We start from the raw sequence: 15,158 nt of genomic DNA on the forward strand, positions 1-15,158 counted from the left end.
CCTAACCGAGGGTGATCCGCGGGTCGATCGCGGCGTAGACGACGTCCACGACGAGGTTGACCACCAGGACCCCGATGGCGGTGACGAACACGAACGCCTGCACCACCGGGTAGTCGCGGTTGAGGACGGCTTGCGTGGCGAGGCGGGCCATCCCAGGGAAGGAGAAGACGAACTCGGTGACTATCGCGCCACCGAGGAGGGCGCCGACCTGGAGCCCGAGGATGGTGACGGTGGGGATGAGCGCGTTGCGCAGGGCGTGCTTGCCGAACACGCGCAGGTCGCCCAGCCCCTTGGCGCGGGCCGTGCGCACGAAGTCCTGCCTGATGACCTCGAGCATGGACGAGCGTACGGTGCGGGCCACGATGCCTACGGAGTAGGCGCCGAGGGTCACGCCGGGGAGGATCAGGGCGGCCGGGGACGTGTACCCGAACACCGGCAACCAGCCGAGGGCGACGCCGAACACGAGGATCAGGATCACGCCGAGCCAGAAGGTGGGCATGGACTGCCCGACCATGGCGAGCGCCATGACGAGGCTGTCCACCGCCGTGTTGCGCTTCACGGCGGCCAGGATCCCGAGGGGGATGCCGACGAGCACAACGATCCCCATGGCGACGGCGGTCAGGTGCAGCGTGGCGGGCAGGCGCTCGAGCACGAGCCCGAAGGCGGGCTCGGAGAAGCGCACCGACGTCCCCAGGTCCCCCTGTAGGACGTCGCGCCAGAACGTCGCCAGCTGCACCAGCAGGGGCCTGTCGAAGCCGAGCTCGTGGCGGATCCGCTCGACGTCGGCGGCGCTCGCCCCCACCGGCACGAACAGGGCGAGGGGCTCGCCGGACAGCCGCGTGAGGAAGAACACGACGGTCAGCACCCCGGCGAGCACCAGCACGCCTTGCGCCAGCCGCCTGACCACGAACTGCAGCATCGCCGGGCCTACTCCGTGGTGCGGGTCAGGTGCGCCAGCAGCGTGCCGTGGTGTTCGAGGAGCTGAGTGATCGTGCTGCGCAGGTTCTTGGTGGCCTCGGAGACCATGGTCTCGCCCTTGGCCCTGGTCGCCAGCTTCGCGAGGCCGATGGTCCCGCTCGCGCTGAGCGCGTCGGTCTTGGGGAGCCCCAGGTCCACCTTGGTGGCGAGGAGCGCCTCCTCGGTGAACTTGAAGAACGGCAGGTCCCTCGGCCGCTCGTCTACCGCCTTGCCCTCGCGAACGAGCTCGGGCGCGAACGCCAGCATCAGCGACGTCTCCGACTCGTCGGCGTGCCAGGAGATGTCGCCCTCCAACACGTTCCACGAGTCGTGGATCGTGGCCGTCCACATGAGCTGCGCCACGACCTTGCCGCTGCGCTGCCGCAGCTCGTGGGCCGCCGCCGCCACGGCCTGGGTGTTGCCGCCGTGGCCGTTGACGATCAGCAGTATGTCGACGCCCTGGCGGAACAGGTCGAGGCCGATGTCGACGATGAGCCTGACGAGCGTGTCCAGGCCGACGCTGACGGTGCCGGGGAAGGCGTCGTGGTTCGCTGAGGTGCCGTAGTGCAGCCCCGGCGCCACGACGACTTGCTCCAGGCCGGCGGCGGCTAGGCCGCAGAGCGCGTCCACCATGATGGAGTCGGTCCCGAGCGGGAGGTGGTGCCCGTGCTGCTCGAGCGCGCCGACGGGCAGTATGACCAGGTTGGGGCGCCGCTTGAACACGGCGCCCACTTCCGGCCACGTCATCCTTGCCATCTCGGCGGGGGGATGATCGTGCGAGTCGACCATGGTTACTTGACCGTCACGCCCCAGAGGTAGATGGCCTCGTCAGGGCTGGGTGTCCAGCCGGAGACGCGGGCCGTCACCCCGTAGACGTCGACCTGCTGGTAGAGGAAGATGAACGGCGCCTGCTCGTGGACGAGCTCCTCGGCCTGTTGGTAGATGGCCAGGCGGGCGGCCCGGTCGACCGTCTTGGCGCCCTGGGCGACGAGCGCGTCGAACTCCGGGTTCGTGTAGACGGAGTAGGCGGCGCCGGTGCCGAGCATGGCACCGAGCCAGGCGTCGGCGTCGGGAACCGTCGAGGCACCCCAGAAGGCCGCGGTCTCGAACTCCTTGGCGAGGAGCCGGTTGATGAACAGGCCCCACTCGAGGACCTCGACCTCGGCGTCGATACCGGCCTCGCGGAGCTGGCCGCCGATGGCTTGGAGGATCTCGCTGTCCCTCAAGTAACGACCTTGTGGGCCGTAGATCGTGATGCTGAGCGGGTTCGCGTCCGTGTAGCCGGCTTCGGCGAGGAGCTCGCGCGCCTTCGCCGGGTCGTACGGGTACGCCTCGACGTCGGGGTTGAAGCCGAAGTACTCGCTCGAGAGGGCCTGCCCCTCGAGGACCTTGCCGTAACCGCCGAGGATGTCGTCGACGAGGGCCTGCTTGTCGACCGCGTAGTTGAGGGCCTGGCGCACGCGCACGTCGTAGAGCGGGGTGCTGCCCGGCTCTCCGTCGAGCGTGATGGCGATCATCATCAGGCGCAGGCCGGGGACCGGGGCGATGACGATGCCGGAGCGCTCGAGCATCGGAGCCTGGTCGACCGACACCTGGGTCACGATGTCGGCCTCGCCCGTCTGGAGGGCGGCCATGCGCGTGGCGGTCTCGGGGATCGACACGAACGTCACCTGGTCGAGGCTCGGGGCCCCGCGCCAGTAGTCCGCGTTGGCGGCGAGGACGACCCGGTCGTCCTTGACCCAGCGGACGAGCTTGAACGGGCCGGTGCCGACCGGGTTCTGGCCGAAGGCGTCGTCGCCGACCTCCTCGATGTAGGCGGGCGGGACCATCGCGATGCGTGTGAGGTAGAGGGGGAGCGCGGGGGCGGGGCCGTCCGTGGCGATGCGCACAGTATGCTCGTCGACGACCGCGACGTCCACGATGGGACGCACGTAGATCGTGGCCGGCGACTTGAGCTCGGGCTTGCTGACCCGGAGGAGGCTGTACCGCACCGCCTCGGCGTCGAACGGCTCGCCGTTCGTGAACGTAACGCCTTCCTGCAACTCGACTTCCCATGTCGTATCGTCTACGGCGACCAACGACTTGCCGAGCAGCGGAGTGATGTCGCTCGTGGCGTAATCGAGCTGGAACAGCGGTTCGTTGATGTGGTACGAGACGTTCAGCGTCTGCTGGACCGTGCTCCTCTGGGCGTCGAGCGTGTCGGGCGCCGTACCTTGCGCGACCGTCAACGACCGTTGCGCCAACGCGCCCGTTGCGGCGGCGGCGAGGAGCGTGACGACCACCGAGAGTGCGAGCTTAGATCTCATGTTCTGTTCCTCCTGGCCTTCCTGTGTGCCGTTGCCCTCATGTCTTCGAGGGTCCTTCGCTGGCTCCGTACGGTGCCGCCTACCATCGGCCTAGCCTTCCACAATATGGAACGCGCACAAGGATAGAACGACGAACCGAGCGTTGTCAACGCGCCGCGATCGGCTGCTGCGTTGATCAACGGCCTTCTACAGCGGTCTTCTGCTGATAGCGCGAATCAAGGAGTGTGCATGGCGCCGCGGCATGGCTTATAATGGCGTCGTTCAACATAATGGAACGCATCCCGGAATCATCGACCATCACGAAAGTAAGCGACCTTCTGGAGGCCCTCGCGCGCATCGGGCGACCGGCCAGCCTCAACGACCTGGCGGAAGTGTTGGCGTTCCCGAAGCCCACCCTGCGGCGCCTGCTGCTACAGCTCAAGGGCGTGGGCATGGTCATGCAAGACGAGGAGACCCGGCTCTACCGGCTCGGCAGCCGGCTGATCACCCTCGCCGCCGCCGTCCTGGAAGAGATGGAGGTCAGGCGCGCGGCGTCCGACATCCTCTACGACCTCATGAAGGCGACGGGCGAGAGCTCCTACCTGGCCGTTCTCGACCAGATCAACAGCGTCTACGTCGACTTGGTGGAGTGCGACCGCTCTGTGAAGGTGCTCACCAAGGTTGGCGCAAGGCGCCTCGCCTGGACCACGGCGACAGGGAAGGTGATGCTGGCCTTCCTGCCGAACGAGGAGCGGAAGCGGCGCCTCGCGGCGGCGCTGCGCGCCTCCAGCGCCATGACGCTGCCCGACCCGGCGCTGCTCGCCGCGCAGCTGCGCGGCATCCGCGAGGCGGGCTTCGCCGTCTCCAGGGACGAGGCCGAGATCGGCGTGACCGGCGTGGCCGCGCCCGTGCTCGACGCATCCGGTGAGTGCGTGGCCGCGCTTGCCCTCGCCGCACCAACCTACAGGTTCACCCCGACGCTCGAGCAGCGGTCGGTCGAAGCCACCGTCGCCGCCGCCGGCAGGTTGTCGGAACGCATGAAGGGGCTATCCAGCCACGAGCTGGTCCCCACTTGAGGAGGAACAGATGAAGTACGTAAGCAGCAAGGTCGCTATCACCGCGGACGGTCAGGTCATCGACGACGCGGTGATCGCCGTCGGCGACGACGGCAAGATCACCGCCATCCTGAACGCGGTTCCCGAGGGTGGGGAGCATGTCGATTGGTCTGCTTACGCGGTGATCCCGGGGTTGATCGACACCCACGATCACCTGAGCATCGACCTCGGCGACGAGGAAGCGCAGTCCAGGGAGAGCGTGGCCACGCACATGATCCGCAGCGTGCGCAACGCGAAGAAGATCCTGCATGCCGGGATCACGACCGTCCGGGACGTCGGCGCACGCGACTACATCGACGTGGAGCTAAGGGACGCCTTCGCGCGCGGCGAGCTCGAAGGTCCTCGCCTCGTCGTCAGCGGCCAGTTCATCACGCGCACCGGCGGGCACGCCTGGTACTTCGCCGACGAGGCTGATGGGCAGGACGCCATCGTCCGGGCAGTGAGGAAGCAGGCCAAGCACAACGTCGATCTCATCAAGCTGATGATCACCGGCGGCATCGGGACCGCCAACTCGGACCCGTGCCAGGCCGGCTACTCCAAGGCCGAGATCGCGGCGGCGGTCACGGAGGCCCACACCCTCGGCTACAAGGTGGCCGGGCACATCCACGGGGGCCCGGCGGCGAGATGGTCGATCGAGAGCGGGCTCGACACCCTCGAGCACGGTCTCTACCTCACGGACGACGACCTGCGCGCCATGGTCGACCACGGCACGTACCTCGTCGTCACCTACGGTCTGATCGACCTCGCGCTGGCCCTCCCCGACGTGCCGGCTTACTACAAGGCGAAGGCGCGGGCCGCCAAGGCCTCGTACGACGGCGTGTTGCGCAAGGCCGTCGAGTACGGCGTGAAGATCGCCGTCGGTGGGGATACCTACCACGCGGACATGCCCGAGGAGCTGAGCGCCCTCGTCAAGGCCGGGATGACGCCGCTGGAGGCCCTGGCCGCCGCCACCCGGAACGGGGCGGAGGCCAGCGGCATCCTCGATCGCACCGGGACCATCACAGTCGGCAAGGACGCCGACCTCGTGGCGTTGGCGCGCGATCCGCGTGACGACGTCGCGGCCGTCGGCGAGGTCAGGGGCGTCATGAAACAGGGCACGCTCGTCCGGCTCTGACTTCGCTGCCGGTCTAGCGGCCTCGCGGGCGCGGCGCCGCGGAGGCCAGGGTCCGCGGTGGCCGCTCGGGCCGAAGCCGGCGCTTTACGTTGGCTCCGGCCCGAACGGACTATCCTATAGCCCTGACACCAGAAGGGGAGGAACGAACGCCATGTCCAAGCCCACTGTCCAGATCCAGTACTGCGTGCCATGCGGCCACTTGCCGCGCGCGCTCGACGTGCAGAAGTCGATCCTCGAGCGCTTCGGGCAGCGCATCGAGGGCGTCATGCTCAAGACCGGCTCCGGCGGCGTCTTCACGATCGACGTCGACGGGGAGCGCATCTACACGAAGCCGGACGAGTTCGAGCTGGACGCGATCATGCAGTCCATCGAAGCGCGCGCGGCGCAGCCCGCTTAGGCAAGAGGGGCGCGCCACGAAGGTCCTGTTCCCTACCAACGCCGCCTTCGACTTCTCCAAGGGGGCCGAGGGGGTCGAGTACGTCCCTTACGACCCCCTGCAGCGCGTTCCGGCCGAGCACCGCGACGCGGCCGTCCTCGTCGCCTGGCTGAACCCGCCCGCGCAGCTCGCCCAGGCGGCGGCCGACCTCGGGGGCGTGAAGCTCGTTCAGGGCCTCATGGCCGGCGTGAACACGCTCGTGACGGCCGGCTTCGGCGCGGGCGTGACCATCTGCAACGGTCGCGGGCTGCACGACCAGCCCGTGGCCGAGCACACGGTCGCGCTCCTCCTGGCGGCCGCCCGCCGCTTGCACCTCATGCGCGACGCCCAGCACGAGCGCCGCTGGCCGGGCGAGTTCGGCGGTGCCCAACCGGACCGGGACCCGAACGTCTTCATGACCTTGGACGCCTCGAACGTGACCGTCTGGGGGTTCGGGAGCATCGCGGCCAGGCTCGCGCCCATGCTCTCGGCGCTCGGCGCCAACGTGACGGGCGTCGCCACGGCGCCGGGCACTCGGCACGGTCATCCCGTCGTCGGCCCCGACGGGCTCGACGGGCTCTTGCCGAGCACCGACGCCCTGGTGATGATCCTCCCGGCCTCGGAAGCCACGTCCGGCGCCTTGGACGCCAGGCGGCTGAGGCTCCTCCCGCGCCACGCCTGGGTCGTCAACGTCGGCCGCGGCAACAGCGTGAACGAGGCCGACCTCGTGCGAGCGTTGGCGGCCGGCGAGCTGGGCGGCGCGGCGCTCGACGTCTTCGCCGAGGAGCCGCTCCCAGCCGCCTCCCCGCTCTGGGACCTGCCGAACGTGATCATCTCGCCCCACGCCGCCGGCGGGCGACCGCTCGGCGCGGACGCGTTCGTGCGCGAGAACGTGCGGCGGCTCGTGCGCGGCGAGCAGCTCCTCAACGTCGTGGACCGCGTCAAGGGGTACTGACCCCAGGGCGGCGCGCTACGATGCCTTGCGGGGCACGGTCGGCCGGACCGCCTTACCGCTCCAACTCCAACTCCAACCCGACCTCTTCCCACAGGTGGACGCCGCCGTCCAGGTTGGCGACCTCGCCGAAGCCGCTGCGGTCCAGGTACGCCGCTGCCGAGGCCGAGCGCGAACCGCTGGCGCACACGAGCACGAGCGGGGCCCGAAGCTCGTCCAGCCGAGCCACGAACTCGCTCAAGGGGATGTTCGTGGAACCGGGCACGTGGCCGGCGGCGAACTCCCACGGCTCGCGCACGTCGACCACCTGGGCGCCGCGTTCGCGCCACGCGGCTACGTCTTGGGGGAGGATGTCTTCGTACATCACGTGATTCTAGTATCGCGGCGATCTATTTATTAGGAAGGGTCAGCACGCCCCCGTCGATGAGGCTGCGCGAAGACCTCGGCCAGCATATCCGCGGACCGTCCGTCGGACCGCTGGTGGCGACGCCGCAAGAGCGTGCCGCCGGGGGCGGATGGTCACTCAGGTAGGGCGATGGGTGATGATCAGCCGGCCGCGCCCCGGCGCCTGATCACGACATCGACGAAGATCGACGCGAGCAACACGACGGCGGTCGCGATCAGCTGGATCGCCGCGCTGAGGCCGAGGAGCGCCATGCCGTTGACGATGGCCGCGATGACCACCCCGCCGAGCACGGCGTGCAGCGGGTGGCCGCGCCCACCGAAGAGGCTCGTGCCCCCGATCACGGCCGTCGCGACGACGTACAGGACGATGGTGCCGCCGTCGAAGCTCGTGGACATGGAGCGTAGGCGCGAGGCGTAGACGATGCCGCCCAGCCCGGCGGTCATGCCGGCGCACGTGAACGCCAGCGTGCGCACCCAGCCGAGCGCGATGCCGGCGCGCCGCGCGGCCTCCGCGTTGCCGCCGATGGCGTAGACGTAGCGCCCGAAGCGCGTACGGGTGAGGACCACCGACCACACGAGCAGGACCGCGAAGACGAGCGGGAGCACGTACGGCATCCCGCGCAGCGAGTACGGGCCGACGCCCCGGTCGGCGTTCGTGAGCAGCGCGATGGCCAGCGCTGCCACCGCTACCGAGAGCACCTTGAGGGCGGTGGTGGCGGGACTCGGCGCCGCGATGCCGGCGGCACGGCGTTGCGCGTCGCTGCCTAGCGTGACGGCGGCGTAGACGATGACGACGGCCGCGGCGAGGACCCAGCCGCCCAGCGGGGCGAGGGTGCCATTCGCGATGGCGTTGACGGTCGCGTTGGGGATGGGGATGGTGCCGCCCGTGCCGAGGAGGATGATCATCACCCCCTGCCAGCCGAGCAGGCCGGCGAGCGTCACCACGAACGACGGGAGCCGCAGCCGCGTGATGAGGCTGCCCTGCAGGAACCCGATGGCGCCGGTGGCGACGAGCGCTATCAGGATGGCCGACCACCACGGCCAGCCCGTGCGCACCTGGACGAGCTCCGTGACGATGACCCCGCCGATGCCGGCCACGTAGCCGAGCGAGAGGTCGATCTCGCCGAGCAGCAGGACGAAGACCTCGCCCATGCCGATGAGCATGAAGACGGACGCCTGCACGAAGAGGTTGACTAGGTTGCCGGTCGAGAGGAAGCGGTCGTTGAGCGACTGGAAGATGACGGCGATGACCGCGACGCCGATGAGGACGGGCAGCACGTTGGTGCCGCCCGCGCCGGCCACCCGCCGCGGGGTCTCGACCCTGGTCGCGGCGGTGTCCGGCGTCATGCCGCCCTAGCGTTCCCGGTCGTCATGAGCTCCACGACCGTCTGCACGTCCGTCCCGGAAGCCGGCCCCTCGCTTACGACCTGGCCGAGGCGCATGACGGCGATCCGGTCGGCCACCGCGAAGACGTCCGTCAGGTTGTGCGAGATGATGACGACCCCGAGCCCCCGCTCGGCCAGGCGCCTGACGAGCTCCAGGACCTGGCGCGTCTGGGCGACGCCGAGGGCCGCGGTCGGTTCGTCGAGGATCACGAGCTTCGAGTTCCACATGACGGCCTTGGCCACGGCGACCGACTGGCGCTGTCCGCCAGAGAGGGAGGCGACGGGCAGGCGCACGGACTGGATGGTCGTCACCTGCAGCTCGGCGAGCGTCCGCATGGCCGAGCGCTCCATGGCGTCCTCGTCGAGGAAGCCGCGCCTCACCGCCTCGCGGCCGAGGAACATGTTCTGGACCACGTCGAGGTTGTCGCATAGGGCCAGGTCCTGGTAGACGACCTCGATGCCGAGGGCGGCCGCCTCGCGCGGCGTCCGGGGGTGGACGGGGCGGCCTTCCCAGAACATCTGCCCCTCGTCGGGCAGGTGCGTGCCGGCGACGACCTTGACGGTGACGGACTTGCCCGCGCCGTTGTCGCCTACCAGGGCCGTCACCGCGGCGCTCGGGACGGTGAGGTCGACGCCGCGCAACGCGTGCACGGCGCCGAAGCTCTTGTGAACGCCCGCGAGTCGCATGAGCGGCTCGGCAGCCACCCCCTGAGGCTGCCGAGCCTGTGGCCGAGTCGGCTCGTAGTGCCGAGCACGTGCGTCATTCACGCCGCGGTCCCGCTTCCCGCCACGTCGTGGTCGTGCTCCGGGCCACGCCGCGGTCCTACTGCCCGATCCCGGCGGCGCCGCACTCGTCGGCGAAGCCGGCGCAGAGGTCGGCCGCCTTCTGGAAGCCGTCCTTCACGACCGTGGCGGCCATGTTCGCGGGCGTCACCCAGATGGGCGTGAGGAGGACGGACTGCACGTCGGAGCCGGCCTCCGAGTCCCGCGTGACGCCGTTCACGAGCGTTTCGGGCGGAGTGACCCCGGCGCGCAGGAAGACGGCGAGGGCCGCGGCGGCTTGGGCCTCGAGGTTGATGGGCTTGTAGACCGTGCCGCACTGGTAGCCGGCGAGGACGTTCTGGAGACCCTGCACCGTGGCATCCTGACCGGTCGTCGGGAAGGTCTTGGCCGGCACGCCGAGCGTCTTGAGGTACGCGATCACGGCGTTGGCGTTGTCGTCGTTGGGGGTCACGACCGCGTTGATGTCGGAGTGCGCCGTGTACTGGCCCTCGAACGTGGTGCGGGCCTGCGCCGGGTCCCACGTGCCGGCCGGCTCGCCGACGAGCGTGTAAGTGCCTGCGCTGACGAGCGGGTCGATGACGGAGTGGTAGCCCTGCGCGAAGAGCGTGGCGTTGTTGTCCGTCGGCGCGCCGTTCATGATCAGGACGTGCGGGTCGGAGACGTTCCAGGCCTGCACGCACGAGACGAACCCGTCGCCGATGAGCTTGCCGACCTGGACGTTGTCGAAGCTCACGTAGTAGGCGCGCGACCCGCCGAGCGTGAGGCGGTCGTAGTCGATGACCTTCACCCCGTGGTCGAGCGCGTACTGCTCGATCGAGGCGCCGACGCCCGAGGAGATGGGGTCGACGAGGAGCACGGTGGCGCCCTGGGTGATGGCGGCCTGCGCCTGCGTGAGCTGAGTCGACTCGCTGCCTTGGGCGTTCGTGACGATCACGTCCGCGTCAGGCACGCCCGCCGCGTGGAACGCCTGCTTGAGGAACGGCTCGTCGAACGCCGTGTACCTCGCCGAGGTCGTCGTCTCGGGCAGGAGCACGCCGATCTTCCCCTGGCCCTGCGCCGCCAACCCGGTGAGGGCTTGCATGGCGGAGAAGTCGCTGGTGAACGAATCTACCGCTAGCGACGAAGCGTCTTGTGCCCAGGCGAGGCTACCAAGGACCAGGCCGAGCAGCGCCAGGCGGGCGAGCCGCCACGATGACAGCATGCTTACTTGCATGATCGCCGGCTTTCTCCCTGACGGACCACGTCATCGGGGCCCCGGCCGGTGTCGGCTTCAGTGCTTCGGTGGGTGCGGCGGGCTGCTGGCTAGGCCAGGGTCCGCTGCCTTGGAGCGACGGCACTGGCAGCGCGCCTGTCGGGCGTGGCCGCCCGCCATCAGGGCGACGAGGCGGCACGACCCGAAGCGCCTGTCAGCGTAGCGCCGCCGGTCGGCGAGAGGGTGCCTCAACCGTCACTGCGGGGCGCGAGGTCGTACGTCAACCAGGGCGTGCGCGTGGCTACCCGGTCGTACACGGCGCGCGCACGGTAGTTGTCGTCCGCGGTGATCCAGCGCACGACGGTCCAACCGCGGTGGCGCGCCTCGTCGCGCAGGGCCCCGAAGAGCGCCTGCGCTGCGCCGCTGCCGCGGGCCGCGGGCGCGACGAACAGGTCGTCGAGGTAACCGCCCTTCGACGCGTCGAGGGGGCGGGCGAACTCGCGGAAGTGCGCGAGGCCGACGGGCTTCCCGCCGGCGTCCAGGGCGAGGAGGCACTCGACCTCGCTCGCCGGGTCGAGGATCCAGCCCCAGACCCGGTCGCGCATCTCCTGCGTCTGGGCTTTGCGGTAGAAGTCCGCGTAACCCGCGTACAGCGCGTCCCAGGCCGCGCGGTGCTCGGCGGAGGGGCGCACGACGCTCGCGCTCGAGCCGCTCGCCCGCTCCCGGACCCGCGCGGCGGGTCCGCCACCAGCCGGGCCCGGGGCGCTCATCGCGTCTTCCCCCGCGCCGCGACCGGCAGCACGGCGCACACCACGCCGCCGCGGTGCGCGTACACCTCGTCGTGCAGGTTGGACACCGGGCACACGTGGTTCGGCACCACCCTCAGGCGCTCGCCCACGACCGGCTTGTCGGCGCAGGCCGAGAAGTCGACGGCCCCGTGCTCCTCGGAGAGCTGCCACACGACGGCCCCTGGGTACTCGAGGACGTGGCCGTAGCCGCCGGCCGGGTCGCCGCGGAAGAGGTCGCTCGTGAGGGTCTTGGAGCCGGCGTCTATCACGCCGCGCTCGGCCGTCGGCTTGCTCACCAGCGTCACGTGGACGTGCAGGGCGCAATCTTCCAGCGTGGCCGAGCCGGCGGCGACGCTGTTGCGATCGTTGTAGACGTAAGTGCCCGCGCGGTGCTCCGTCGCCACGCCCGGCACGTGCGACCGCCACACGCCCGGCGTGCCGCCTACGGATACGACCCGCAGTTCGAGGCCCGCCTCCCCGAGCAGCTCGCGGGTCCGAGTCACGAAGCCAGGCACCACGTCGGAGTTGGGGTACGTGAGGAGGCCGAGGAACTCGACGTTCGGCCGGCCGGCGGCGGAGCGCGCCAGCGCGACGGCCTCCTCCGGCGTCACGACGCCCTGGCGCCTCTTGCCGCACTCGAACTCGACGAGCACGCCGATCGTGCGCCCCGCGAGCGCGGCAGCAGCGGCGACGGCGTCCAAGGCGACCTCGTTGTCCACCGCCACCCGCACGGTCGCCATGCTCGCCACTTGTGCCAGGCGCCGCACCTTGTCGGCGCCCATCACGTCGTAGGTGACGAGGATGTCGTCCAGCCCGGCCGCGGCCATGACCTCCGCCTCGCCGACGCTCTGCACGGTTATGCCGCGCGCGCCCGCCTCGACCTGCCAGCGCGCGAGGAGCGGGAGCTTGTGCGTCTTGATGTGGGGGCGGTTGGCTATCCCGTGCGCGTCGAGGTACTCCTGCAGGCGCCGGATGTTGCGCTCCACCACGTCGAGGTCGACGACCAGGCACGGGGTGTCGAGCGTCTCGATGCGCACGGCGGTCGGCATGGTTGATGCAGAGGGGCTCATGTTCCTCCTTGGCCACCCAAGCGTACGCCGCGCAGGTCCGCGCCTGCTTAACCCCGAGCCAGCCGCTCGCCTGCCGTGACGGCGAAGGGGAGCCTGTTCCCCGGCGTCGGCATAGGGCACGTGGCGTACGGCGTATGCGCGCAGGGCGGGTGGTTGGCCCGGTTGAAGTCGAGGGTCACGCGGCCGTCGGTGGGCGCGCCCGTCGTCAGGAACCGCCCGCCCGAGTACGTTGCGCGGCGCTCACGTTCGTCATGGTGGCCGCGCGGGTCTTCGGCCGCAACGCCCTCGCCGGCTGCGCGTCCGTCCGCCGCTTCCTCGGCCGCGCCCAGGTCCTCGTTGCTCGCGTCGCGGAAGTTGATGAAGAGGCGCCCCTCTCCGGCTTCCGTCGCCAGCAGCGTCCAGCTCGTGCCTGCATGTACGAAGCGGACCCGCCCCGCCACGCGGTGCATGCTCACCTGGCCGATGACGTTGCTGACCGGCACCTCCTCCTCCGCCTCGGGCGGGAGGAACTCCGCCTCGATCACCCATTCCGGCGCCGGGTCAAACCAGGCGAGGTCGCGCTCGACGCTCCTCCGTTCGGCCGCGACGGGATCGTGCACCCGGACGCCCCAGAGGTCGCCGCGCCTCACGACACTGACGCGCGCGGGTCGCCGACCGGCGGTCGACGTGGCGGCGCTCGCCGCGTGTGGGCTCGGCGGCGGTAGGTCGTCGGCGACGAAGGCCACGTCGCCGTCCGCCGTGAACTGCCCGGTGAACGGCTCCCCGCCGAGGAGCAGGGAGGCCCCCGCCGCCGGTACGAGCGTCGCGCGCTCGCCGGCGACGTTCACGCGAGCCACCTCGGTCGGGAAGCGCTCGGCCAGCCTGACCGCGCTCCCCTCCGCGCTGCCGATGGTGTTCTCGCCCTCCTCCAACCACTCCAGGCACGTGATCGACCACCAGCCGTGAGGCCCGACGAGGCTCGCAGCACGCTGCTCGCGCCAGGCCATGAGACCGTCCAGCCAGGCTGTCGTCGCGGGGTCGCCGTCGGGGAGAGACCGTCCAGGTTCGCTCATCACCCGTCGATTCTAGGCTCGCGCCGGGGTGGCGCGCGTCTCGCGCCTACGACCATGTAGGTGAAGGCCGCCTCCTGCTTCGAGGCGGCAGACGAGCGCGTCTCGCGCCTAGGGCCGTGGGGCGAGGGCCGGACTAGCGGCGTGGCTACCGGTCCGGCGCCCGCTCATTCCCATCGCCGTCCGTTCGGGGTTACCCTATGCCGGAAGTCCGGCGGTGGGGCCGCGCGTGACACTCGAGCAGTACCGGCACGCGACTTCATTACCGCACGATGCGACCATCTCGTTCGTTCCTCTACCAATGTCTCGCCTCGAGCTTCGTGACGGCGGCCTCCAGCATGGTGGCCGTCATGACGCCCCTCTACGCCGTCAGCCTGGGCGTCGAGGCGCAGTGGCTCGGGCTCCTCATGGCGTTGCCGGGGATCATCCCGGTCCTGCTGGCGCTGCAGGTCGGACGGTGGGTCGACTCCATCGGCGTGGCCAGGTCGTTCTTCCTCGGCATCGCGGGCCTGCTCCTCTCGCCCCTGACGGTGATCGTGTTCCCCGGGATCGCCGCGCTCGCGGCTGCCAGGGTCCTGCTCGGCCTCTTCGTGCTCGTCTTCACGCTCGCGTCGCAGTCGCTCGTGGCATCGCTCACCAACGGCAAGTCGCACGAGAGCAACTTCGGCGTCCAGTCCACCTGGCTGGCCGGCGGGCGGATGGTCGGCCCCATCCTGGTCGGCACCATCATCGACGGCGCCGGTTACCGCATCAGCTTCGCGGCCGTCTTCGCCATGGTGCTGGTAGCGGCGGTCCTCGCCTATGAGGTGGCTAGGGCAGCGCCGCGAGCGTCCGGTGGGCGCCTCCGCCCGAGCCCGCTGCGCAAGGGCGCGGTCAGCTCGACGCTGCGCAACGTCGGGTTGCAGATGGCCGTGCTCACGAGCGCCGGCGTCTTCCTCGCCCTGACGATGCGGGAGGCGTTCCTCCCCGTGATGCTCGAGGGGATGGGCATGTCCGCCACGGTCATCGGCTCGCTCGTCAGCCTCGGCTCGCTCACCTCGGTGTTGATCAGGCCGGCCATGCCCGCGGTCATCCGGCTGCTCGGCGGCGCCGGCAACGCGCTCGTCACCTCCATGGTCGCCGTGGCCGTTGGCGTCGGCCTACTCTCGTTGGCGCAGAGCGTGGCCGGCTTCGCGGCCCTGGCCGTCACGGTCGGCCTCGGCACGGGCATCGCCTTCCCTCTGAGCATCGTGTCGGTGGCGTCGCACGTGCCGCTGCGCGACCGCGGCGTCGCCCTCAGCCTGCGCCTCTCGTTCAACAGCACGGTGGAGATCTTCGGTCCGATGCTGAGCGGGGTCGTCGTGGCCGCGACGTCCTTCCGCTTCGGCTTCGCCGCGGCCGGTGTGACGCTGGGGTGCATAACGCTCGTGTCTCTGGCGATCGTGAAGCGCTTCAACGCCGGCGCCATCCTAGGCGAGGGCGCCGGCACCGAGCGGGCCGGGCCGCAGCCCGAGCCCGAGCGGGGTGGGGCGGTGGGAGCGGCCGAGGATTGACCGGCCGCGAGATCTTCGGTTTCTGGCGGGGCGTTAGCCGCCTGCGAAGTACTCGGCTTCCGACGGGGCGTCAGCTTCCCGCGGAGCATTCGGTTTCTGGCGGGGCGTTAGCCTCC

General features: G+C 70.3%; 15 protein-coding genes. 5 read left to right on the forward strand and 10 right to left on the reverse strand.

Translation table 11 applies throughout. The features are described 5' to 3' along the window. Position 1: 1 nt before the first annotated feature. From M9914_04410 to M9914_04420, 3 genes are read right to left on the reverse strand one after another with little or no spacing between them, the layout of a single operon-like run. On the reverse strand, positions 2-919 hold the full coding sequence (locus M9914_04410; protein MCO5173413.1) for an ABC transporter permease: 918 nt from the start codon (positions 917-919) through the stop codon (positions 2-4). A gap of 8 nt (positions 920-927) precedes the next feature. Continuing rightward, positions 928-1,704, reverse strand: coding sequence for a creatininase family protein (locus M9914_04415; GenBank protein ID MCO5173414.1), 777 nt, complete (start codon positions 1,702-1,704; stop codon positions 928-930). Positions 1,705-1,748: 44 nt separating this feature from the next. Next, positions 1,749-3,263 (reverse strand): ABC transporter substrate-binding protein, encoded by a 1,515-nt coding sequence (locus M9914_04420; protein MCO5173415.1) that lies wholly within the window; start codon positions 3,261-3,263, stop codon positions 1,749-1,751. Between the two features lie 269 nt (positions 3,264-3,532). Here M9914_04420 and M9914_04425 point away from each other — a divergent pair, with 269 nt between their 5' ends. From M9914_04425 to M9914_04440, 4 genes are all read left to right on the forward strand, one after another. Next, a complete protein-coding gene (locus M9914_04425) occupies positions 3,533-4,318 on the forward strand; it encodes an IclR family transcriptional regulator (GenBank protein ID MCO5173416.1) in 786 nt (261 codons plus the stop codon). Between the two features lie 10 nt (positions 4,319-4,328). Next, positions 4,329-5,471 (forward strand): amidohydrolase family protein, encoded by a 1,143-nt coding sequence (locus M9914_04430; protein MCO5173417.1) that lies wholly within the window; start codon positions 4,329-4,331, stop codon positions 5,469-5,471. A 151-nt stretch (positions 5,472-5,622) separates the two neighbouring features. Beyond that, positions 5,623-5,868, forward strand: a complete 246-nt coding sequence (locus tag M9914_04435) for an Rdx family protein (protein MCO5173418.1) — start codon at positions 5,623-5,625, stop codon at positions 5,866-5,868. Positions 5,869-6,064: 196 nt separating this feature from the next. After that, positions 6,065-6,841, forward strand: coding sequence for a phosphoglycerate dehydrogenase (locus M9914_04440; GenBank protein MCO5173419.1), 777 nt, complete (start codon positions 6,065-6,067; stop codon positions 6,839-6,841). Positions 6,842-6,893: 52 nt separating this feature from the next. On the opposite strand, the gene M9914_04445 is transcribed toward M9914_04440, so the two are convergent. The 7 genes from M9914_04445 to M9914_04475 all read right to left on the reverse strand — a co-directional run bounded on the left by M9914_04445 (position 6,894) and on the right by M9914_04475 (position 13,513). Continuing rightward, positions 6,894-7,202, reverse strand: a complete 309-nt coding sequence (locus M9914_04445) for a rhodanese-like domain-containing protein (GenBank protein MCO5173420.1) — start codon at positions 7,200-7,202, stop codon at positions 6,894-6,896. A 182-nt stretch (positions 7,203-7,384) separates the two neighbouring features. Further along, entirely contained in the window at positions 7,385-8,590 is a 1,206-nt protein-coding gene (locus M9914_04450; protein ID MCO5173421.1) for a hypothetical protein, read from the reverse strand. Further along, positions 8,587-9,333 (reverse strand): ATP-binding cassette domain-containing protein, encoded by a 747-nt coding sequence (locus M9914_04455; protein MCO5173422.1) that lies wholly within the window; start codon positions 9,331-9,333, stop codon positions 8,587-8,589. The genes M9914_04450 and M9914_04455 overlap by 4 nt, the downstream gene beginning before the upstream one ends. Before the next feature lie 118 nt (positions 9,334-9,451). Further along, positions 9,452-10,624 (reverse strand): substrate-binding domain-containing protein, encoded by a 1,173-nt coding sequence (locus M9914_04460; protein ID MCO5173423.1) that lies wholly within the window; start codon positions 10,622-10,624, stop codon positions 9,452-9,454. A gap of 227 nt (positions 10,625-10,851) precedes the next feature. Then, a complete protein-coding gene (locus tag M9914_04465) occupies positions 10,852-11,373 on the reverse strand; it encodes a GNAT family N-acetyltransferase (GenBank protein MCO5173424.1) in 522 nt (173 codons plus the stop codon). After that, positions 11,370-12,461, reverse strand: coding sequence for a D-TA family PLP-dependent enzyme (locus M9914_04470; protein ID MCO5173425.1), 1,092 nt, complete (start codon positions 12,459-12,461; stop codon positions 11,370-11,372). Before M9914_04470 ends, M9914_04465 begins: the two co-directional genes overlap by 4 nt. Positions 12,462-12,508: 47 nt before the next feature. Continuing rightward, entirely contained in the window at positions 12,509-13,513 is a 1,005-nt protein-coding gene (locus M9914_04475; protein MCO5173426.1) for a DUF1684 domain-containing protein, read from the reverse strand. Between the two features lie 269 nt (positions 13,514-13,782). Here M9914_04475 and M9914_04480 point away from each other — a divergent pair, with 269 nt between their 5' ends. Continuing rightward, positions 13,783-15,042: an MFS transporter gene (locus tag M9914_04480; GenBank protein ID MCO5173427.1), complete on the forward strand. Its 1,260-nt coding sequence runs from the start codon at positions 13,783-13,785 to the stop codon at positions 15,040-15,042. The last annotated feature ends 116 nt before the right edge of the window (positions 15,043-15,158 follow it).

This window comes from Trueperaceae bacterium (genome assembly GCA_023954415.1).
Lineage (GTDB): Bacteria > Deinococcota > Deinococci > Deinococcales > Trueperaceae > JAAYYF01.

Excerpts from the sequence above, each read along its gene's own strand:
- M9914_04410 (MCO5173413.1), bottom strand. The coding sequence starts at position 919 with ATGCTGCAGTTCGTGGTCAGGCGGCTGGCGCAAGGCGTGCTGGTGCTC.
- M9914_04415 (MCO5173414.1), bottom strand. The coding sequence starts at position 1,704 with ATGACGTGGCCGGAAGTGGGCGCCGTGTTCAAGCGGCGCCCCAACCTG.
- M9914_04420 (MCO5173415.1), bottom strand. The coding sequence starts at position 3,263 with ATGAGATCTAAGCTCGCACTCTCGGTGGTCGTCACGCTCCTCGCCGCC.
- M9914_04425 (MCO5173416.1), top strand. The coding sequence starts at position 3,533 with ATGGAACGCATCCCGGAATCATCGACCATCACGAAAGTAAGCGACCTT.
- M9914_04430 (MCO5173417.1), top strand. The coding sequence starts at position 4,329 with ATGAAGTACGTAAGCAGCAAGGTCGCTATCACCGCGGACGGTCAGGTC.
- M9914_04435 (MCO5173418.1), top strand. The coding sequence starts at position 5,623 with ATGTCCAAGCCCACTGTCCAGATCCAGTACTGCGTGCCATGCGGCCAC.
- M9914_04445 (MCO5173420.1), bottom strand. The coding sequence starts at position 7,202 with ATGTACGAAGACATCCTCCCCCAAGACGTAGCCGCGTGGCGCGAACGC.
- M9914_04450 (MCO5173421.1), bottom strand. The coding sequence starts at position 8,590 with ATGACGCCGGACACCGCCGCGACCAGGGTCGAGACCCCGCGGCGGGTG.
- M9914_04460 (MCO5173423.1), bottom strand. The coding sequence starts at position 10,624 with ATGCAAGTAAGCATGCTGTCATCGTGGCGGCTCGCCCGCCTGGCGCTG.
- M9914_04465 (MCO5173424.1), bottom strand. The coding sequence starts at position 11,373 with ATGAGCGCCCCGGGCCCGGCTGGTGGCGGACCCGCCGCGCGGGTCCGG.
- M9914_04470 (MCO5173425.1), bottom strand. The coding sequence starts at position 12,461 with ATGAGCCCCTCTGCATCAACCATGCCGACCGCCGTGCGCATCGAGACG.
- M9914_04475 (MCO5173426.1), bottom strand. The coding sequence starts at position 13,513 with ATGAGCGAACCTGGACGGTCTCTCCCCGACGGCGACCCCGCGACGACA.
- M9914_04480 (MCO5173427.1), top strand. The coding sequence starts at position 13,783 with ATGCGACCATCTCGTTCGTTCCTCTACCAATGTCTCGCCTCGAGCTTC.